The 19,160-nt window shown below is 64.9% G+C and carries 16 protein-coding genes; 8 read left to right on the forward strand and 8 right to left on the reverse strand.

Annotation, left to right across the window (positions count from 1 at the left end):
• Positions 1-17: 17 nt before the first annotated feature.
• Together GRI47_RS00985 and GRI47_RS00990 are read right to left on the reverse strand one after the other, a co-directional pair.
• A complete protein-coding gene (locus GRI47_RS00985) occupies positions 18-2,726 on the reverse strand; it encodes a TonB-dependent receptor (protein WP_160659552.1) in 2,709 nt (902 codons plus the stop codon).
• Positions 2,727-2,942: 216 nt separating this feature from the next.
• Positions 2,943-4,640, reverse strand: a complete 1,698-nt coding sequence (locus tag GRI47_RS00990) for a BCCT family transporter (protein ID WP_160659553.1) — start codon at positions 4,638-4,640, stop codon at positions 2,943-2,945.
• Positions 4,641-4,810: 170 nt separating this feature from the next.
• Here GRI47_RS00990 and GRI47_RS00995 point away from each other — a divergent pair, with 170 nt between their 5' ends.
• On the forward strand, positions 4,811-6,118 hold the full coding sequence (locus GRI47_RS00995) for an Nramp family divalent metal transporter (RefSeq protein WP_337190611.1): 1,308 nt from the start codon (positions 4,811-4,813) through the stop codon (positions 6,116-6,118).
• Between the two features lie 91 nt (positions 6,119-6,209).
• On the opposite strand, the gene GRI47_RS01000 is transcribed toward GRI47_RS00995, so the two are convergent.
• A complete protein-coding gene (locus GRI47_RS01000; RefSeq protein ID WP_160659554.1) occupies positions 6,210-6,818 on the reverse strand; it encodes an FMN-dependent NADH-azoreductase in 609 nt (202 codons plus the stop codon).
• A gap of 26 nt (positions 6,819-6,844) precedes the next feature.
• Entirely contained in the window at positions 6,845-7,543 is a 699-nt protein-coding gene (locus GRI47_RS01005) for a pirin family protein (RefSeq protein ID WP_160659555.1), read from the reverse strand.
• A 125-nt stretch (positions 7,544-7,668) separates the two neighbouring features.
• Here GRI47_RS01005 and GRI47_RS01010 point away from each other — a divergent pair, with 125 nt between their 5' ends.
• The 4 genes from GRI47_RS01010 (at position 7,669) to GRI47_RS01025 (ending at position 12,375) form a co-directional block, all read left to right on the forward strand.
• Positions 7,669-8,586, forward strand: a complete 918-nt coding sequence (locus GRI47_RS01010) for a LysR family transcriptional regulator (protein ID WP_160659556.1) — start codon at positions 7,669-7,671, stop codon at positions 8,584-8,586.
• A gap of 195 nt (positions 8,587-8,781) precedes the next feature.
• Positions 8,782-10,830, forward strand: coding sequence for a M3 family metallopeptidase (locus GRI47_RS01015; protein ID WP_160659557.1), 2,049 nt, complete (start codon positions 8,782-8,784; stop codon positions 10,828-10,830).
• Positions 10,820-11,899, forward strand: a complete 1,080-nt coding sequence (locus GRI47_RS01020) for a PLP-dependent cysteine synthase family protein (protein ID WP_160659558.1) — start codon at positions 10,820-10,822, stop codon at positions 11,897-11,899. The genes GRI47_RS01015 and GRI47_RS01020 overlap by 11 nt, the downstream gene beginning before the upstream one ends.
• 116 nt (positions 11,900-12,015) lie before the next feature.
• Complete coding sequence (locus GRI47_RS01025; protein WP_160659559.1) at positions 12,016-12,375, forward strand: hypothetical protein; 360 nt, start codon at positions 12,016-12,018, stop codon at positions 12,373-12,375.
• A 167-nt stretch (positions 12,376-12,542) separates the two neighbouring features.
• Here the strand turns inward: GRI47_RS01025 and GRI47_RS01030 are convergent, their stop codons facing one another.
• On the reverse strand, positions 12,543-13,280 hold the full coding sequence (locus GRI47_RS01030) for an anti-sigma factor (protein ID WP_160659560.1): 738 nt from the start codon (positions 13,278-13,280) through the stop codon (positions 12,543-12,545).
• The gene (locus GRI47_RS01035) at positions 13,277-13,741 is read right to left on the reverse strand and encodes an RNA polymerase sigma factor (RefSeq protein ID WP_337190612.1); all 465 of its coding nucleotides are present in this window, start codon (positions 13,739-13,741) and stop codon (positions 13,277-13,279) included. Before GRI47_RS01035 ends, GRI47_RS01030 begins: the two co-directional genes overlap by 4 nt.
• Positions 13,742-13,849: 108 nt before the next feature.
• Here GRI47_RS01035 and GRI47_RS01040 point away from each other — a divergent pair, with 108 nt between their 5' ends.
• From GRI47_RS01040 to GRI47_RS01050, 3 genes are all read left to right on the forward strand, one after another.
• Positions 13,850-15,070 (forward strand): S8 family serine peptidase, encoded by a 1,221-nt coding sequence (locus GRI47_RS01040; RefSeq protein WP_160659561.1) that lies wholly within the window; start codon positions 13,850-13,852, stop codon positions 15,068-15,070.
• Positions 15,071-15,199: 129 nt separating this feature from the next.
• Positions 15,200-16,012 carry a hypothetical protein gene (locus tag GRI47_RS01045; RefSeq protein ID WP_160659562.1) on the forward strand — a complete coding sequence of 271 codons (813 nt, stop codon included), beginning with the start codon at positions 15,200-15,202 and terminating at the stop codon, positions 16,010-16,012.
• A gap of 111 nt (positions 16,013-16,123) precedes the next feature.
• Positions 16,124-16,930 (forward strand): hypothetical protein, encoded by an 807-nt coding sequence (locus GRI47_RS01050; RefSeq protein ID WP_160659563.1) that lies wholly within the window; start codon positions 16,124-16,126, stop codon positions 16,928-16,930.
• Between the two features lie 132 nt (positions 16,931-17,062).
• Here the strand turns inward: GRI47_RS01050 and GRI47_RS01055 are convergent, their stop codons facing one another.
• Both GRI47_RS01055 and GRI47_RS01060 read right to left on the reverse strand, forming a co-directional pair.
• Positions 17,063-17,452 carry a tautomerase family protein gene (locus tag GRI47_RS01055; RefSeq protein ID WP_160659564.1) on the reverse strand — a complete coding sequence of 130 codons (390 nt, stop codon included), beginning with the start codon at positions 17,450-17,452 and terminating at the stop codon, positions 17,063-17,065.
• A 19-nt stretch (positions 17,453-17,471) separates the two neighbouring features.
• Complete coding sequence (locus tag GRI47_RS01060) at positions 17,472-19,127, reverse strand: NAD-dependent malic enzyme (RefSeq protein ID WP_160659565.1); 1,656 nt, start codon at positions 19,125-19,127, stop codon at positions 17,472-17,474.
• Positions 19,128-19,160: the final 33 nt, after the last annotated feature.

A 19,160-nucleotide genomic window follows, 5' to 3' on the forward strand; every position in this document is an offset into this window, starting at 1 on the left:
CGTGATCAGGATCGCGATCAGTAGCTGAAGCTGGCCTTCAGCCCCACCGTCAGCGGTCGGTTGGTGACGATGCGCGGACGATCGTAGTAGAAGTCGCCCGCGATCTGGGCGCGTTCGTCGAACAGGTTCGCCCCGTACACTTCGAACTTCCACTGATCGTAGGAAACGCCGGCCGACAGGTTCACCAGCGTGTAGCTGTCTAGCTCGAGCCGGTTGATTGCGACGATGTCGGTGAACTTCGACGCCGAATGCGACACCGATGGCTGCACGAAGGCTTCGAGCCGGTCCGACAGATCCCATTCGTAGCGTACGCGCAGATTGCCCTGGAAAGACGGCGCATAAGCGAGGTCGGAGCCTTCCTGCACATCGTCGGTCGGAGTCAGCACTTCGGTGATCTCGGTATCGAGCAGCGAGATGGCGCCCGACAGGGTCAGGCCCGGCATCGCATAGGGCGCGAAGGTGAAGTCCGCCTCTAACCCCTTGATCTCCGCATTGGCCGCATTGTCACTGAAGAACAGATTGGTGATGCTGGGATCGAAGATCGTCGTCTGCAGATTGCTGATATCGACATAGAACAGGCTGCCATTGATGCGCAGCTGCCGGTCGAAGAGCTGCGTTTTCGCGCCGACCTCGTAATTCTGTACCTCGTCCGATTCCAGCTCGAAGGGAACGGTGAAGCCGCCGGGTCCCTGCGCGCCGCCGGGGCGGTTGAGCAGGCCCGGACGGAAGCCTTCGGAATAGGTGGCGTAGAACAGAAGATCTTCGGTCGGGGTGAAGTTCACCGTGCCCTTGAAGATCACGCCCTTGGTGCGCGCCTCGTCCGGCGCGCGCACCGCGTTGAACACCTGCTGCGCCTGCGCCGCACTGAGCCCGGCTGCCTGAATGTCGGCGAGGCTGTCGTTCAAGTCGAAGGTCTGGCGGAGATCCGCGTTGCACGAGCCGATGAAGGTGTACTGGCCATCGCCATCGTAAAGGTCGGAGATGTTCGTGCCGAAGGCGTCGGCGTCCTGTGCCGCGCCCGAATTGCAGAAGCTGCTGTTCGCGGTGCCTTCGAAATCGACCGCCACGTCGTAATACCGCGCCCCGCCGGTAATCGAGATCAGGTCGGGCACGATGTCGAAGCTCGCCTGGCCGAAGAGGCCGATCTGCTCGTCGGTGCGCTTCACGTCGTTGCGGAAGATCGCGGTGGCCGGAAGCGGGCCGGGATCGGACTGGAACGCGCCGGGGAACGGGAAATTGGGCGCGAACGCACCGAAGGGCGCCGCGGCGATGTTACCCGGATAATTGTAATCGTTGCGCTCTTTCAGGACGAGGCGCGAATAGAAGCCCCCGGCGCTGACGCGGAAGCGGTTCTCTTCCGGGGTGTTGACGCGCAATTCCTGGGTGAACTTTGTCAGATCGGTGTCCGACGTCACGAAGGCGTTGGGCGGTTGGCAGGTCCCGCTCGGCGCGGCATCGCCCGGATAGCTGACCGAACCGTCGCAGATGTAATAGGGAAGATACTGGCCCGCGAACAGGTAATCGGAATAATCGATCCGCTGCTCGGTCTCGCGGTCGGTGTAGGCGCCGTTGTAGATCACGTCGAGCATTCCGAGACGGCCTTCGACGCTCCAGGCGGTGTTGGAGAAATCGTCCTCCAGCCGGTCGTCCTCGAAACGCTGGATTTCCAGATCGTCGAGGTCGAGTTCGGGGTCGGAGAAAAAGACGCCGTCGCTCTCCAGGCTCTGGCGGCTATGCGCCAGCGTGATTTGCCAGTCGGGCGAGACTTCGTAGAGCGCGGTGACGCGGAAACCCGAATATTGCGTGTCGTTGAAATCCTCCTCGACCAGCCCGGCATTGTTGGCTTCGAGGAAGGTGACGTTGGAGAAATCGGCCCCGGCCTGGAAGCCCGCGCGGTTGGGGGCCACCGGAACACCGTTGCGACGCACCGTGCCCGCAGGACGGAAGCGCGCGCTTTCGCGGGCTGTGCGGATACCGGCGACATTGTCGACATAGCCGCCCTGATCGTCGAGATAGACCACACCGCGCAGCGCCAAGCTGTCGAAGATCGGCACGTTCAGCATGGCTTCGGCGTTGTAGCTGGTCTCGCCGCCCTTGGTGAAGGCCGTGCCCAGCGTGACCTTCGCATCGAAGGCGCCGAGTTCGGGCTTGTTGGTGATGAGGCGCACGACGCCCGCCTGCGAACTCGCGCCGAACAGCGTGCCCTGCGGACCGGACAGAACCTCGATCCGTTCGAGATCGGCGGCGTAGACATCGAGATTGCGGCCCGGCTGGGACAGCGGCTGTTCGTCGAGATAGAGCGAGACGTTGGGTGCGAGACCCGCCACGCCCGCCGTGGTCAGGTTCGGCGTGGTGGAGGCAAGGCCGCGAATGTAGATCGTGCTCTGGCCCGGGCTGCCGCCCCCGGCGGTCACCGTGGGCAGTTCCTCGAGATAATCGTCGAAGGTGGAGATGTTCAGCTGGTCGAGCTGTTCCTCGCCCAGCGCCTGGACCGAGATCGGCACGTCCTGAAGGTTTTCGCTGCGGCGCTGGGCGGTCACGACGATGGTCTGGAGCCCGCCCTGGCGCTGGGCGGCTGGCTGCGTCGCAGCCTGAGTTCCTGTCTGCGCCCCTGCCTGAGATGGAGCGGAGGATGTCTGCGGAGTGGCGGACTGCTGCGCAGCGGCTGGCGCGGCGAGTGCGATGGCGAGCGCGCCGATCGACGCGCCGGTGGCGTGGTTTTTCATGGGTTTGGCCCCTTTCTGTTTCTGCCCGGTTTCCCGGGCCGTCTTCTGCGGACGAGTTGACGCAATCCGGCGCGACGGGTGTCAGCCGGTTGTCAATTGTGATTTTTGCTAGGTCTCTAGGGGTAACAAACCGATCCTGCTGGGACCACAGCCAGCGGGCGCAAAAACCGGAACAAAATCAAGCGCGTTGCAATTTTGTCACAAGCTGTGGCTCGCTTAACGCGCTGTATCCTGCGGTGCCGTAACGTCATCGGCGACTGCGGCGGAGGTGGTCGGAACCCCCTGTTTCTTGCGGATCAGGTCGAACATAACCGCTTTCACAACACCCACGCCCATCGCCGCGAGAACGAAGGAGAAGGGCAGGGCGCCGATGATCATCGTGATGCGGATCGCATCGATCCCGCCGAGGACCAGCATACTGCCGACGACGAAGGCCAGGGCCGCGCCCCAGAAGATGATGTGATGACGGCGGTCGCCCTCGGTCTCGCCCGCGCCGTTGATGGTGTTGACGATCAGGATCGCGCTGTCGGCGGAGGTGACCAGATAGGTCAGCAGCAGGATCACGATCAGCCCGGCCGCGATCTGGGCGAAGGCGGGGGACAGGAGCACCGCCAGGGTCGCGAACAATTGGTCGGACATCTCGGCATTGACGATGCTGCCGCCAGCCGCGCCGCTCAGTTCGAGATCGATCGCGGTTCCGCCGACAAGGGCCATCCACACGAAACAGACCAGCGAGGGCACCAGCATCACGCCGAAGATATATTCGCGGATCGTGCGTCCGCGCGAAATCCGTGCGATGAACATGCCGACAAAGGGCGCGAAGGCGATCCACCAGGCCCAGTAGAAGACCGACCAGTCGAGCTGCCACTTGACGAGTTCGGCGCCGAAGGGCGCGTCTTTCGAAAACAGCGTCAGCGTGTTGGGGACGAGCGTGCGGATATAATCGAAAATTCCCAGGCCCAGCGTCTTCAGGCCGAAAATCAGCGACCCGAAGATAGCGAAGATCAGCAGGAGAAGCGCGGACAGGCCGAGATTGAGATTGGACAGCCACTTGAGGCCCTTGCCCACACCCGACAGCGCGCTGAGCGTCGAGGCGCCGACCAGGATCACGAGGGCCAGAACCACCGCCGGAAGGGACGAGGAGCCATCGGGATCGAGCAGCCAGTCACCCAGCCCAAGGCGTGCGAGACCGGCCACGAACTGTTCGACGCCGAGGCCCATGGTGACGGCCACGCCGAGGATCGTAGCCACGACCGCGACGATGTCGACGAGATGGCCGAACGGGCCCGACATCGCCTTTCCGAACAAAGGCGCCAGCGCCGAGCGGATGGTGAGCGGAAGCCCCCGTCGATAGGCGACATAGCCGATCGACAGGCCGACCAGAGCATAGGTGCCCCATGCCGCGAAGCCCCAGTGGAGGAAGGTATAGATATAGGCCGATCGCACCGCTTCGGCGGATTGCGACGCGACGAGTCCTCTGATGATATCCGGGTTGTTGCTGAAATGCGCCAGCGGCTCGCCGGTCGAGTAGGTCAGCACGCCGATGCCGATCCCCGCCCCGAACAGCATGGCAAACCATGACAGGCGGCCGAATTCCGGTTTCTCGTCAGCCATGCCGATCCGCAGCCGCCCCGATTGCGGGATCACGGCGAGCACGACGCAGGCACTCATCAGGAAAGCGACGAGATAGACGTACCACCCGGAAAACGTCGAGATGATGGTCGAATTGGCGGCGGTCAGCGTTTCGTTGGCGCTGACGGGAAAGAAGATCGCCCACATGATCAGCAGCGAGACGATGACCTTGGCGGGGATCGTCACCTCGCGGCTGAAACCGTCGTAGAACCCCTTGCTTGCGGTGCGAATGGGCAGGTCGACGAGAGGCGGAGAAATCCGCTTGTCGGAGGGGGAGGGCATGGTGTGCTCCGGTGATCTGAGGGCTGGAAGCCTTCGAAAAAGGCCGGGAATATCGCCGCTCAGGATACGCGGATCGCAGGAATTAGCAAATCGACGCCATAGCGCTTGCGCTCAGGCTTGCGCTTCTGACATCGTGCCGCAAACAAGGGACAGCGTGGGAGAACGATTTCGTGAGCAGTAACGACGACACGGGTGCGCCGCGCCCTGTTCAGGGAAGCCCGACTGACCCGGAAGGTCCCGATGCCGGACAGACGCCGCCGCCTCGCGGGAAAATGTGGCGCCATCTCGGCCCCGGAATCGTCGTCGCGGCGACGGGCGTGGGGGCGGGCGATCTCGTCGCGACGCTGATCGCGGGATCGCGTTTCGGCTATGCGCTGTTATGGGCGGCGGTGGTCGGTTGCATCGTCAAGATCGCGCTTTCGGAAGGCTCGGCCCGTTACCATCTCGCCACGGGATCGACGATCCTCGCCGGATGGCGCTCGCTCGGCCGCTGGACCAGCTGGTATTTCGGGGTCTACGTCATCATCTGGGGCTTCATCTATGGGGCCACCGCGATGAGCGCGACGGCGCTGCCCCTTACCGCGCTGTTCCCCGAGATTTCGCTACGCGTCTGGGCGGTTCTTGCCGGGATATTCGGATTCCTGTTCGTCTGGTTCAACCGATACGAAACCTTCGAGCTGGTCATGAAAGTGCTCGTCGGCACGATGTTCGTCATCATGGTCGGCCTCGCGATCCTGGTCGCACCCAGCCTGCCCGACCTCGCAGGCGGTATGACCTTCACGCTGCCGGAGGATTCGCTGCTCTACACGCTCGGCCTCATCGGCGGCGTCGGCGGCACGATCACCACCGCGGCATACGGGTACTGGACCCAGGCAAAGGGCTGGAAGGGGTTGCCCTGGTTCCCGATGATGCGGGTGGACAACACGGTGGCCTATGCGGTGACCGGGATATTCGTCGTCGCGATGCTGATCGTCGGGGCGGAACTGCTCTATTCGGCGGGCATCGCTTTAGAGGATAGCGACAAGGGGCTGCTCGGCCTGTCGGACGTGCTGTCTGAGCGTTTCGGACCAACCATCGCGGTGCTGTTCCTGATCGGCTTTGCCGCGACATCGGTCTCCTCGCTGCTCGGTGTGTGGCAGGGGATGAGCCTGTTCTTTTCCGACTGGTGGTATCAGCTCAAGGGGCGCGGGGAAGGCGGGCATGAAAACAGCAAGGCCTACCGCTTCTATCTCGCCTGGCTGACCTTCCCGCCCATGCTGCTCTTGTTCGCGGACAGGCCTTTCCTGCTCGTCATCATCTACGGGGCGTTCGGGGCACTGTTCATGCCCTTCCTCGCGATCACACTGATGATGCTGAACAATTCGGAGCGGCTTCCGGCAGAAGCGAGGAACGGCGTGGTGGCGAATGTGACGCTCGCCGGGTCCGCGATCCTGTTCATCGTGCTCGCCGTCCAGCAGATCGCGAAGCTTGTGGCCTGAGCGCGACGGTCCGGGTTTGGATCGAGGGTCCGGTGCGGGCAATCAAAGCACCGCAACCGGAAATCTGTATCGTCACACGGACCCGGCGAGTTTACGCCGCGACGGCTCGCGGTTCGAGCGCGTCGACGGCGTTCAAAGCAGCCGCGATCTTCTCCTCGCCATCGACACCTGAAATCCCGTCCGCGGCGATGATTTCGAGATCGGTGATGCCGATAAACTTTAGGAAATGGCGCAGCCAGGGGGTGAGAAAGTCGATCTCGCTCCCGATCGGCGTTCCGCCGCTGGCGATCAGGGCATAGGCCTTCTTGCCGGTCAGGAGACCCTGCGGACCGCTTTCGGTGTAGCGGAACGTGGTGCCCGCCCGCGCGACCAGATCGGCCCAGGCCTTGAGGGTGGAGGGCATGGTGAAATTATACACCGGAAGGCTCAACACGAGCGTGTCGGCGGCGTGCAATTCGGCGATCAGATCGTCGCCGATCGCTGCAAGCTGCCGCGCCTGCTCGCCACGCTCCGCGACGGGCGTGAGATTGGCGGCGAACCGATCCGTATCGATCAGGGGGAGGTCGTTATTGGCCAGATCGCGGAGCGTCACGTTCGCGCCGGTGCGGTCGCGCAAGCGTTCGACCAGCCGGTTTCCGAGCTTGCGCGAAACCGATTCATCGCTGCGGATGCTGGCTGTGACGTGGAGGATGTTGGTCATGTCTTGGTCCTTGTAGAAAAAAGAGGTCAGGCGATGTCGACGAGGACGATCTCGCTGTCTTCGATCGCGGTTACGCTGAGTGTTTCGAGGTCGCTGATCGCGGCACCGTCGCGGGCATTGACGCGCTGTCCATCCACGGTGACCGCGCCGGTAGCGGGCACGAGATAGGCCTTGCGATCGCTGCCAAGCGCGTATTCGACCGTCTCGCCCGCCCGGATCGTCGCTCCGACCACACGCGCATCGGCTCGAATGGGCAAGGCGTCCCCGTCCTGCTCGTGACCGCTGGCGAGAACCACGAACTGGCCCGACCGCTCGCCCTTCGGGAAAGGCTTGGCACCCCATTGCGGGGCATCGCCCTGGCTGGTCGGAATGATCCAGATCTGAAAGATCCGGGTTTCCTCGTCTTCGCGATTATATTCCGAATGGCGGATGCCGGTGCCAGCGCTCATCACCTGCACGTCGCCCGCCTCGGTCCGGCCCTTATTGCCCAGGCTGTCCTCGTGCGTGATCGCGCCGGAACGGACATAGGTCACGATCTCCATGTCGCGATGGGGGTGGGGCGGGAAGCCGGTATGGGGCTGGATCGTATCGTCGTTCCAGACCCTGAGAGCGCCCCAATGGGTGCGCGCGGGGTCGTGATAGCTGGCGAAGGAGAAATGGTGTTTGGCGTCCAGCCAGCCGTGATTGGCTCCACCCAGACTTTCGAAGGGGCGCAATTCGATCATCGACAAACTCCTGTTTCTTGACGGTCCGACACGATCGCCGGCCCCGTCTCGCACCATCGAAATAGGCTTGCGCCTCCATGCTGATAAGTGAGATAGTTTCGATCGAACTATTCAGGATATTAGAAATGTCTGATCCCCGATCCCCCACGATCGACCAGTTGCGCATCTTCCTCGCGGTGGTCGAGGAAGGCAGCTTCGCAGGCGCTGGACGCAGATTGGGGCGGGCCGTCTCGGCGATCAGCTACGGGATCGGCAATCTCGAGGCGCAGCTCGGCCTCACCCTGTTCGAACGCGAGGGGACGAAGCGGCCCGTGCTGACCACCGAGGGCGAGGCGATCCTTGCCGATGTGCGCGTGGTGGCCTCGGGTATCGCGGCGCTGAACGCCCGCGCGAAGGGCCTGATCGAGGGGCTGGAGGCGGAGGTGAGCCTGGTGGTCGACGTGATGCTGCCCGCTGAGAGGCTGTCGGGCATATTGCGCGCCTTCGCCAGCGAGTTCCCGACCGTCCCCTTGCGTCTCCATATCGAGGCGATGGGGGCGGTTGCCGCCCTGGTGCTGGACGGACAGGCGGGCCTCGGGATTGCGGGTCCTGTCGCCTCGGAGATCGACGGGCTCGATCGGATCGAGGCGGGGGCGGTCACGCTGGTCCCGGTCGCCGCGCCGGATCACCCGCTGGCGCAGGCAGATCGTCTCAAGCCGGGCTCGGCGCGGGATCACATCCAGCTGGTGCTGACCGACCGCTCCCCGCTGACGCAGGGCCGGGATTTCGCGGTTCAGTCCCCGCACACATGGCGGCTCGCCGATCTCGGCGCGAAACACGCGCTGCTGCGCGAAGGGATCGGGTGGGGCAATATGCCCTTAGGGATGATCGAGCCCGATCTCGTTTCAGGCAGCCTCGTTCAGCTGGACATGCCCGAGGATACCGGCGGCGTGTATCGGTTTTCGGCGATCCACCGCTCCGATGCGACACCCGGACCGGCGACATCGTGGTTGTTGGACCGTTTCGTCGAATCGGGATTGGACGATCGCCGCGCCGATGTCTGACAGCGGTGATGCGGCGGGCTTAGGCTGCGGGATCCTGCGCTCCGACGACCACCGCTGGGCGACGATGATCGGAGCCGGACAAGATTTTCCCATGGGTCGTGACTTCTGCCGGAATGGGTTGCATGGCCGCGGGGAAAATAGGGCGCTTTCGCACCGGTCGCTGTCGTGGGCGCCGCTATCGCTCTGCTGATTTGAATGGAAACAGAGATGACCAATCCCTTGCTCGATACGCTGGCACTGCCGCGCTTTGGCGAGATCCGGCCCGAACATATCGCTCCCGCACTCGACCGTGTGATCGGCGATCACCGGGCGGTCGTGGCCCGGATCGTGGAGGATCGGCCCACATCCTTTGCGCAGAGCTGGATGCCGCTGGAGCGGGCGGAGACTGCCATCGCGGCGGTCTGGTCCACCGTGTCCCACCTCCACGGCGTGGCCGATACGCCCGAACTGCGCGAAGCCTATACCGCCGGGCAGAAGCGGCTGGTCGAGAACGATCTCCAGGTGATGCAGAACCGCGCGCTCTACGAAGTGCTGGTCGCGCTGACCGGAACGGCGGAATTCGCACGCCTGCCGGAAGCGGATCGTGCGGCGGTGGAGCATGTGCTGCGCGATTTCACGCTGGCGGGCGTAGGGCTGGAGGATGCGCCCCGCGAACGCTTCGCGCAGATCTCGGTCGAGCTGTCGCAGCTGTCCACCGCGTTCGGCAACGCGGTGCTCGACGCGACCGATGCCTGGTCCGAACATGTCGAGGACGAAACCCTGCTCGCCGGACTGTCCGATGCGGACAAGGCGATGCTGGCGGATTATGCGAAGGCGAAGGGGCTGTCCGGCTGCCTCGTCACGCTTCAGATGCCCAGCGTCAATGCGGTGCTGACCTTCGCCAAGGACCGTGGTTTGCGCGAACGCGTCTACACCGCGTCGGGCACGCGCGCTTCGGATCAGGGACCCGATGCGGGCCGGTTCGACAATTCGGGCCGCATCGCCGACATTCTCGATCGGCGGCGCGAAGCGGCGCATCTGCTGGGCTTTGCCGATCCGGTCGAATGGTCGCTGGCCAGCAAGATGGCGCCTGACGGAGCGGAGGTGCTGGCGTTCCTGCGCGATCTCGCCGCCCGCGCGAAGCCCGCGGCGCAGCAGGAGATAGAGACGCTCGCCGAGTATGCGGCCGAGCATCTCGGGATTGCCGAGTTTCAGCCGTGGGACGTAACCTATGTCTCGGAGCGGCTGCGCCAGGCGCGCTATGAAGTCGACGAGCAGGAGGTGCGCGCCTATTTCCCGGTCGAGCGCGTGCTGGCCGGATGGCAGAGCCTGCTGGACCGCCTGTTCGGCATCCAGCTGATCGCGCGGCCCGATGTCGCCGTCTATCATCCCGACGCCTGCTATTACGACGTGGCGGACGAAGCGGGCGAGATCTTCGCGGGCGTCTATCTCGATCTTCACGCGCGCTCGGGCAAGCGCAGCGGGGCGTGGATGGCGCAGGCGCGGTCCCGGCTCAACGACGATACCATCCACCGCGTGCCCGTCGCCTATCTCGTCTGCAATTTCGCACCGAAGACGCAAGACCATCCCTCGCTGCTCAGCCATCGCGAGGTGGTGACCTTCCTGCACGAGACCGGCCATTGCCTGCATCACCTGTTCACGCGGGTCGACCGGCCCAATATCGCGGGGACCAACGGGTTCGAATGGGATGCGATCGAACTGCCCAGCCAGCTGATGGAGGACTTCGCCTGGGACCGGGGGGTCTTGCAGGCGATGTCGGGCCATCACGAGACGGGCGCGGCGTTGCCGGACGCATTGTACGACAAGCTGATCGCCGCGCGGCATTTCCTGTCGGGCCTCTTCATCGTGCGCCAGGTCGAATTCGCGCTGTTCGATCTGCTCCTGCATATGGGCACGATGGGCAGCGACCCGATGGAGGTGATCGAGGCGGTGCGCGACGAGGTCGCCGTGATCCGTCCGCCATCATGGCACCGCTTCCCGCACGCATTCAGCCACATCTTCGCGGGCGGCTATGCCTCGGGCTATTACAGCTATCTCTGGGCCGAGGTGCTGGCCGCCGACGGCTTCCAGCATTTCGCCGAAGCGGGGCTGATCGACCGGTCGGTCGCGGGCAAATTCCGCGACGAGGTGCTGGCGCGCGGTGCCAGCCGCCCCGCCGCCGACAGCTTCCGCGCCTTTCGCGGGCGCGATGCCGACCCTGCCGCGATGCTCGTTCGCCATGGACTGACCGCCGATGCCCACTGATCCCGCAAACAGCGTCGTGCGGACATGGCGCGCCGAAGCGATCCGCCGGATCGAGGCCGATTACAACCGCTCGGCCGACACCCACCTGATCCGCGTCGATCTGCCGCGCCATCCCGGCATCACGCTCTACCTCAAGGACGAGAGCAGCCATCCCACCGGCAGCCTGAAGCACCGCCTGGCGCGCTCGCTGTTCCTCTATGCGCTGTGCAATGGCTGGATCGGGCCGGACACCTGCGTGATCGAATCCTCCTCCGGTTCGACGGCGGTGAGCGAGGCCTATTTCGCGCGGATGCTGGGGCTGCGCTTCATCGCTGTCGTGCCCGCCAGCACCGCCGCGCCCAAGCTCGATGCGATCCGCTTCCATGGCGGCGAGATTCATCCGGTGGACGATCCGCGTACCGTCTACGAGGTCTCGCAGCGCCTCGCGGACGAGACGGGCGGCCATTATCTCGACCAGTTCACCTTCGCCGAGCGCGCGACCGACTGGCGCGGCAACAACAACATCGCCGAAAGCATCTTCGCGCAGATGGCGGAGGAAGAATATCCGGTGCCCGAATGGGTCGTGTGCGGGGCGGGCACCGGCGGCACGTCGGCCACGATCGGGCGCTACATCGCCTATCAGCGCCACGCGACGCGGCTCTGCGTGGCCGACCCGGTGCATTCGATCTTCCACCGGCATTATCACGACCGGACGGCGACATCGCTGCCGCCGGGCTGCGCGAGCCGGATCGAGGGGATCGGCCGCCCCCGGCTGGAGCCGAGCTTCGTGCCCTCGGTGATCGACCGGATGATCCCGGTGGAGGATGCCGACAGCATCGGCGCCATGCGCGCTCTATCGGACCGCTTGGGCCGCCGCGTCGGCGGGTCCACGGGGACCAACCTCGTCGCCTGCGCGAAACTGATCGCCGAGATGGAGGCGGCCGGTGCGAAAGGCTCGATCGTCACCGTCCTGTGCGATGGAGGAGAGCGGTACAGCTGCACCTATTACGACGACGACTGGCTGGAGAGCCACGCGATCGACTGGCGACCGTCTTATCGATCTATCGGGAATTCCCTCTCCCAGGATTGAGAACCTTGGGTCGTCTCGCCGAAGATCGGAAACCGCGTGGATTAAAACCGTCAGACGGTTCGTTTCCCTCTCAGACGACCGGATCGATCCGGCCGCACATGAAAGGAAAACGATCGATGACCAAACCCGCTGCAATCCCGTTCCTCGCCCTTGCCCTGTCCGGAGCGATCGGGGCGACTGCCGTGAGCGCCGCCATCCCGATGCTTTACGAAGAGCAGATGGCGCGTGCGGAAGAGGCCCTGATCATCACCTCTCCGATCGCGGGTATCGAGAACCGGTTCTGGTTCGATTACCGCATCGACGTGACCGAAGCGCAGAAGGAACTGTCGAGTGATCTGCGCCGCGCGAGCGACCTGGAAGACCGTCGCGATGCCTGGGAAGAATATGCGCACGAACTGAAGCACGAGCGTGTCCACTATATCGAGGAAATGGCCGAGCGTGGCTATCGCATGGGCCGGGTCATCATCGTCGACTGACACTGGAACCGCGAAACGAGTTTACAAGCCCCCCGGCCGCATCCCTGATCGGATGCGGCCACCCCTGAAGGAAGGATCGGACCAGCCCCCGATCCTTCCTTTTTCGCGTTCAGGACAGGGCAGAGGCCGGGCGGTAAGCGACAATTGGAAAGGGAAGCGTGCGCGGCTCAGCGCCACCCGCGTTCGCGAGCGGCCTGCTCGGCCCCTGCGTCGAGAGCGGGACCCGCCGCCATCTCCTGCGCTTCCGCCAGGATCGCGCCGTCATCGGCGCCCGCCATGCGGAAATCGGTCGAGGCTGCTTCGGCTCCCTCGGATTGGCGTTCGATCTTCCAGCCGTCCTGGTCGCGGCAGGCGATGCCGCCACCTGAGACGCCGCTAAAGGCGCGGCAGAATTGGCCGGTTTCATCCTCGAACGACAGCAACACGCGGGTTTCAGCCGCCGGAGGCTGCTCGGCAACGAGCTGGTCGTCCAACACGGCGGCAAGCTGAGGACCGGCATATCCGGCACCCGGCGTGGAATTGGTATCACCCAGAATGACGGCAATAGCGAGCGATGCGGCCAGCGCGGGTCCCGCGAACCACCCCCAATGCGGTCGCCTCGACGAGACCTCGCGTTGTTCGGCCTGTTGTTTCCGGGCCTCCTGCTTCTGGCGGGCGGCGGCGAAATCGACCACCGTTTCGTCGCTGCGCGCTGTCAGCAGATCCGCCAGGCGATCCGGCACGCGTTCGTCCAGCACCGGCGCATAATGCTTCGACAATCGCGCTGCGAGGGCGCGATGCCGCTCCACCTGCTTCGCCAGTTCGGGATCGGCGGCTATCGCGTCCTGCATCGCGGCCTGCCGCTCGGCCGGCAATTCGCCATCCGCGAAGGCGGCGATCTCTTCGGGCGTCACGCGGCTGCTCATGCTTCGTCTCCCAGCATCTGCATCAGGGCATCGCGGCCCCTAACGAGCCGCGAGTTGAGCGTACCGACCGGACAGCCCACGATCTCCGCGGCTTCCTTGTAGGCATAGCCTTCGACCATCACGAGCAGGACGGCCTCGCGCTGGTCGGGCGGCAGCGACTGCATCGCGCGATCCACATTGCCGAGTTCGACCACGGCTTCCTGCGCCCCGTCGCCGCCGATGGCGGTGCCCGCTTCCTCGTCCACGAAGGTTTGCAGGCTGCGGGTCGTCCGGCGGCCCTCGTCGATCCAGATATTGCGCATGATCCGATACATCCAGCTGTCGAGCCGCGTGCCTTCCTCCCAGCGGGAGCGATTGGCCAGCGCGCGCTCGATCGTCATCTGGCAGAGATCGTCACCGTCGGACGGATTGCCGGACAGCCCGATCGCGAACCGACGCAATCGGGGCAGCAGGGCCAGCAAGTCTGTCTCGAAAGCGGTGTTCAGTGTCTCTGCCTTCCACGGATTAAACGGACGGGGACGCTCGTTTCATCCATGCTTAATGCGTTTTATTCGAATATTGAGGCCCTGATGCGAATTTTCCCTCTTCTGTGTGCCGCTCTGGCTCTTATCGCGGCCCCTCTCGCCGCGCAGATCGCCCTGCCGCGCCTGCCCCTGCCGCCGGTCGGGAGCGTGGTGGGGGACAGTCTCGGCGCGCTGGGAGAAACGGGCGCGGATTTGCAGCGGACGGTCGAGAAACTCGCCCGCGACCGCCTTCGCACGGTCGAACGATTGGTGCGGTCCAATCCCGACATCATCGAACTGGACGCTCTCGGCGCGCCCGCGCGCCGCGGCGAACTGATCGTCATGGATGTGCCCGCCGCTGCTTTGGCTCCCGCGCTCCAGGCCGGTTTCACCGTGCTTTCGCGCGAGGAGGTCGAAGGACTCGGTATTTCGCTAGTGCGCGTGCGCGTCCCTGCCGGTCTGTCCCTCGCCGAAGCGCAGAGCGCGCTGGCGCTCCTCCTGCCCGATGCCGAGATCGTGGCCGACAATCTCCATTTCCAGGCCGGGGTCGCCGACAGTGCGCTCGCATCCGCCGCCTCCTCGGCCTCGACGGGGCGGTCCGCGCCGGTCGGCATGATCGACGGCGCGACCGGGCCTTCGATCGCGGTCGCGGAAACGCGCGGTTTCGCCAAGGGGGCGCCCTATCCCAGCCATCACGGCAGCTCGGTCGCCTTCCTGCTCTCCCATGCAGGCGCGGGCACGATCCGGGTCGCCGATGTTTACGGGACCGACAAAGCGGGCGGGAATGCGCTCGCCATGGCGAAGGGCCTCGGCTGGCTGGTGGAGCGGGGCAGCAAGGTTGTCACGATCAGCCTGGTCGGGCCGCGCAACGCCTTGCTCGAAAGAGCGGTGCGCGCCGCGCAGCGCCGGGGCGTGGTCGTCGTGGCGGCGGTCGGCAATGACGGCCCCGCCGCCCCACCGGCCTATCCCGCATCCTATCCCGGCGTCGTCGCGGTCACCGCCGTCGATGGCAAGCGTCGCGCCCTGATCGAGGCGGGGCGGGCTCTCAATCTCGACTATGCGGCGCCGGGAGCGGATATTTACGGGCGCAATGCGAAGGGCAATCGGATCAAGCTGCGCGGAACCTCCTTCGCCACGCCGCTCGTCGCCGCGCGGGTGGCGAGAGCGATGGGGCAGGGCGGCGACTGGCGCAGCGCGCTCGACCGGGAAGCGATCGATCTGGGGCGCAAGGGGCCGGACGATGTCTTCGGTCGCGGCCTCGTCTGCGCGACCTGCACGGGACGCTGACTTAGGGCGCTGAGCGGGCGCGCGGAAAAAAATTTCGGCAGCGATGGATTAAGCGCGTTGGCCCACCCGTTTTCCTTTCAAGCGGATGCATCCCCCTCCTTGCGCATCCGCAGACGAAAGGAAATCATCATGAAGACCCTCTTGCTTGCCGCATCGGCCCTCGCAATGTTCACCGCGCCTGCTCACGCCCAGCTTCTGGGTGGTGTCGGCCAGTCCGTCACCGGTACGCTCGGCGGTTCGGTCAACTCGACCCTGCGCGGTTCGACCGAGACGCTGCGTTCGAGCACGCGCGGTACGCTGCGCGGCGAAGCCTCGACCCGCGGCAACCAGTCGGTCGACCGCCGCAGCGGCAGTGTCGCCGTCGATCGCAGCGTTGATACCAGCGTAGAAGGCGCGACCAGCCAAGTGCTGGGCAGCCAGGCGGGCAACGCCTCGGCCAATGGCGCGGGTTCGGCCAGTGCCTCGGGATCGGGCAGCGCCAATGCGCAGCTGATCGGGACCGATGCCGTGACCGGAGCGGTTCGTGGAGCCACCTCCACCGTTCGCAATGTCGCCACCCCGGCGGTCGGCGCCGCGCGTGACCGTCTGTCCGGGACCGCAGGCCAGATTGGCAACGTTGCCGGGTCGGCCAATGGTGCGGCCAGCGGCGCGGCGAATGGGAGCGGCATGATCGGTGGCGGGATGCTCGCTCTTGCTGGCAGCGGCGCAGCCGAGGGCCAGGGCGCCTTTGCCGTCGCTCCGGGAATGCCGGTTGAGCTTCCCTCGGGCGAGCAGCTCGGGACGGTCCGCGATATCGTGGCGACACGCGCCGGCGAGATCCGCCAGCTGGTCGTCCAGACCCGGGACGGCCTCGCGACCATCCCCTCGGGCAGCCTTTCGGGCAGCGGTTCGGTCCTGATCGCAGCGGAAGGCTCGGCCTCGGGCGCCGCGACGGGCGAATAAGCCGTCTGTCTGACTGACCGACTCTAAGGTGGCCGGGCCGCTCGAAGGGGCGGCCCGGCCTTTACCCGATCGATCTCGACGTTTCGGCGGGCCAGATACAGGGAATTCATCATGCGGATCGCGACACTAACCGCCCTGCTGCTCGTCACCGGCGCGCCAGCGATGGCTCAGGAGGCGGATGGTACCCCTCAACAGGACAACGGTTCTGATACCTCTGTCTCGCTCCTCGCAGGGGCGGATTATATCTCGGGCGATTTGGACGACCGAAACTACGAGACCTACGCTGCCAGCGCGGGTCTCTCCGTCCGCTCCGGGCGGTTCTCGCTGACTGCTTCGGTACCCTACGTCTCCACGACGGCGCCCGAGGATCTGATCGTCGGCAATGGCGGCGTGCTCGGCCTGCCGCTCCTCGCGCGCCCATCGACCGAGCGCCGTGAGGTGACCCGCGACGGGATAGGCGATGTCGTGGTCCAGGCGGGATATTCGGTGCCGATCGGGAGCGTGAACGCCTTCGTCGCGGGTACTGTCAAAGTGCCCACCGCATCACGCGAAAAGGCGCTGGGCACGGGCGAATTCGATTACGGCGTGACCGGACAGGTCTCGCGCCAGTTCGGGCGCGCCATCCCCTTCGCATCCGCAACCTACACCGTGATCGGCGAACCCGACGGCTTCGATGTCCGCAACACGCTGGCCGGGAATATCGGCACGCAGCTGCTGGTGAGCGATGCGAGTTCGGTGACGGTCAGCTACGCCTATGAAGAAGCGGCGAGCGCCGCGCTCGCCAACCAGCAATCGATAGGACTGGGCCTTGAAACGGATCTCTCCCCCCGCCTGCGGCTGGGCGCGGATGCGCGTGCAGGCGTGTCCGGCGACGCGCCGGACGCGCGGTTGGGCCTGAGGATCGGGATCGGCTTCTGACGCCGATCGGGCGTGGAGACTACGCGCGATGCATTCTCCAAGGCCAATGCGCTGCTCGCCGACCGGGGCTATCACCCCGACTGGTTCCCGCGCGCATATTCAATTATATTCGTCAGCGCCGAGATCGCATCGTCAAAGCGCACCCGTCATATATTGCGCCTCGCCGCAGCCGAAGCTCCAATCCGATACGCCGTTGGGGGTGACTGCGATGAACAGGTCCTGCGGATCGAGGCCGCATGTGTCCTTCAGGTTCGTCGCCAAGCCTTTGTAGAGGGCCTTCAGCATGTCCGGCGTGCGGGGCGAAGTGAAAATGTGGATCGCGACGACCTTGTCGCTGCGATCCAGCCCGAGGCCGGTGTCGAGCATGATCATCCGGCCCGGTTTGTGCTCCGTCACGATCTGATAGCGATCGCTTTCCGGCACACCGAAGGCATCAACGATGGTGTCCTGCACGGTGCCGAGAAACGTCCGGATCTCTTCGTCCGAGCGGCCTTTTATCATGTCGATCTTTACGAGAGGCATGGTCTTTCCTTTGTCGATGTCAGGGGGACACGGGATCGCGATAGACCGGAGCCCAGCGGTGCCCGGCGATCGCGTCTTCCCAACCGCCCGCGGGCGGAATTGCGCCGAGGTCGCGTTCCGCGACGCGGCAAACGGCGAGCGCGATGCTGTCGGCGATTTCGGCAAGGTGATCCGTCGATGGGAAAAGGCGGTCCCCATCCTCGTCCGGAACCAGCGATGCCAGGCATTTCGCAGCTTCAGCGAACATCGCTTCGGTGATGGTTTCCGCCCCTGAGACGACTGCTCCCAATCCGATGCCGGGGAAGATGTAGACGTTATTGACCTGCGTTACCGCGCCGTTGCTCCCGTGCGAGGGACTGCCGGTGCCGATGATCGCGCGCCCGTTCGACCATGTCTGCACGTCCGCCGCGCTTGCTTCGGCCCGGATTGCCGGGTTCGACAGGGGCAGGATGATGGGACGGTCGTTATGTCGCGTCATGGCTTCGATGACCGGCTTGTCAAAGGCTTCGAACTGGCCGGACGTGCCGATCAGAACGGCAGGTCGGGCCCGCTCGATCGTTTCGATCAACGACGGAGCCTGCTGCTGCGTCAGCCAGGCATCTGCCTCCGTATGCGGTCTCGCGATCCGCGCCTGGCTCGCAGTGACCACATTGACGTGTTCGATGAGAAGGCCATCGCGATCCACTGCATGGATGCGAGCGAGCGCAGCCTCGCGGGTCAGGCCTCGGCTTACCAGTTCGCCCAGTATGAGCTCGGCGATCCCGCAGCCCGCGGCCCCGGCGCCGAACACCACTATATTGCGCTCGATCAGGTCGATCCCGGCCAATCGCTCGGCCGCGAGGATGGCCGCGAGGGCGGTGGCGGCGGTGCCTTGTATGTCGTCATTGAACGTAGGCAGGCGACAGCGATAGCGCCCCAGCAGCGTGACGGCATTTGGGCCGGCGAAGTCTTCCCATTGCAGCAACGCCCTGGGCCAGCGCTTGCGGACCGCTTCGACGAATTCTTCGACGAAAGCATCGTATTCGGCCCCGCGCACGCGGTGGTGCCGCCATCCCACATAGAGCGGATTGTCGAGCAGTTCTTCGTTGTCGGTGCCGGTGTCCAGCAGGATCGGCATGGTTCGCGCGGGATCGATGCCCGCGCAATCGGTGTAGAGGGATAGCTTGCCGATCGGGATGCCCATGCCGCCCGCACCCTGGTCGCCGAGACCCAGAATGCGCTCTCCATCGGTCACGCAGATGACCTCGACATCGTCATTCGGCAGAGCGGCGAGAATTTCGAAAAGGCGTCCCTTCAAGGGATAGGACAGGAACAGGCCGCGGGCCCTGCGGTAGATTTCGCTGAACCGCACGCAGGCCTCGCCGACGGTGGGCGTGTAGACGAGCGGCAGGAGTTCGGAGCGGTGGCGCGCGAGCAGCGCGTAGAAGAGCGTTTCGTTCGTGTCCTGCAGGTCGCGCAGGAAGGCGTATTTCTCGAACGGAGTCGAGAACGCGCGAAGCACGGCGATGCGCCGCTTTATCTGGCCGTCCATGGTCGAGACATGGTTCGGCAGCAGGCCGTGAAGTCCCAGCCGGTCGCGCTCCTCCTCGGTGAAGGCGGTGCCCTTGTTGCGCAGGGGATCGGACAGGATCGCCTTGGCGTCCGATCCGATACCGTTTTGCCTCGGCTGCTTCATAGACCCGTCATCCAAATTGCAAACAAAGGGACC

Source organism: Qipengyuania pelagi, from assembly GCF_009827295.1.
Lineage (GTDB): Bacteria > Pseudomonadota > Alphaproteobacteria > Sphingomonadales > Sphingomonadaceae > Qipengyuania > Qipengyuania pelagi.

Excerpts from the sequence above, each read along its gene's own strand:
- GRI47_RS00985 (WP_160659552.1), bottom strand. The coding sequence starts at position 2,726 with ATGAAAAACCACGCCACCGGCGCGTCGATCGGCGCGCTCGCCATCGCA.
- GRI47_RS00990 (WP_160659553.1), bottom strand. The coding sequence starts at position 4,640 with ATGCCCTCCCCCTCCGACAAGCGGATTTCTCCGCCTCTCGTCGACCTG.
- GRI47_RS01000 (WP_160659554.1), bottom strand. The coding sequence starts at position 6,818 with ATGACCAACATCCTCCACGTCACAGCCAGCATCCGCAGCGATGAATCG.
- GRI47_RS01005 (WP_160659555.1), bottom strand. The coding sequence starts at position 7,543 with ATGATCGAATTGCGCCCCTTCGAAAGTCTGGGTGGAGCCAATCACGGC.
- GRI47_RS01010 (WP_160659556.1), top strand. The coding sequence starts at position 7,669 with ATGTCTGATCCCCGATCCCCCACGATCGACCAGTTGCGCATCTTCCTC.
- GRI47_RS01015 (WP_160659557.1), top strand. The coding sequence starts at position 8,782 with ATGGAAACAGAGATGACCAATCCCTTGCTCGATACGCTGGCACTGCCG.
- GRI47_RS01020 (WP_160659558.1), top strand. The coding sequence starts at position 10,820 with ATGCCCACTGATCCCGCAAACAGCGTCGTGCGGACATGGCGCGCCGAA.
- GRI47_RS01025 (WP_160659559.1), top strand. The coding sequence starts at position 12,016 with ATGACCAAACCCGCTGCAATCCCGTTCCTCGCCCTTGCCCTGTCCGGA.
- GRI47_RS01030 (WP_160659560.1), bottom strand. The coding sequence starts at position 13,280 with ATGAGCAGCCGCGTGACGCCCGAAGAGATCGCCGCCTTCGCGGATGGC.
- GRI47_RS01040 (WP_160659561.1), top strand. The coding sequence starts at position 13,850 with ATGCGAATTTTCCCTCTTCTGTGTGCCGCTCTGGCTCTTATCGCGGCC.
- GRI47_RS01045 (WP_160659562.1), top strand. The coding sequence starts at position 15,200 with ATGAAGACCCTCTTGCTTGCCGCATCGGCCCTCGCAATGTTCACCGCG.
- GRI47_RS01050 (WP_160659563.1), top strand. The coding sequence starts at position 16,124 with ATGCGGATCGCGACACTAACCGCCCTGCTGCTCGTCACCGGCGCGCCA.
- GRI47_RS01055 (WP_160659564.1), bottom strand. The coding sequence starts at position 17,452 with ATGCCTCTCGTAAAGATCGACATGATAAAAGGCCGCTCGGACGAAGAG.
- GRI47_RS01060 (WP_160659565.1), bottom strand. The coding sequence starts at position 19,127 with ATGAAGCAGCCGAGGCAAAACGGTATCGGATCGGACGCCAAGGCGATC.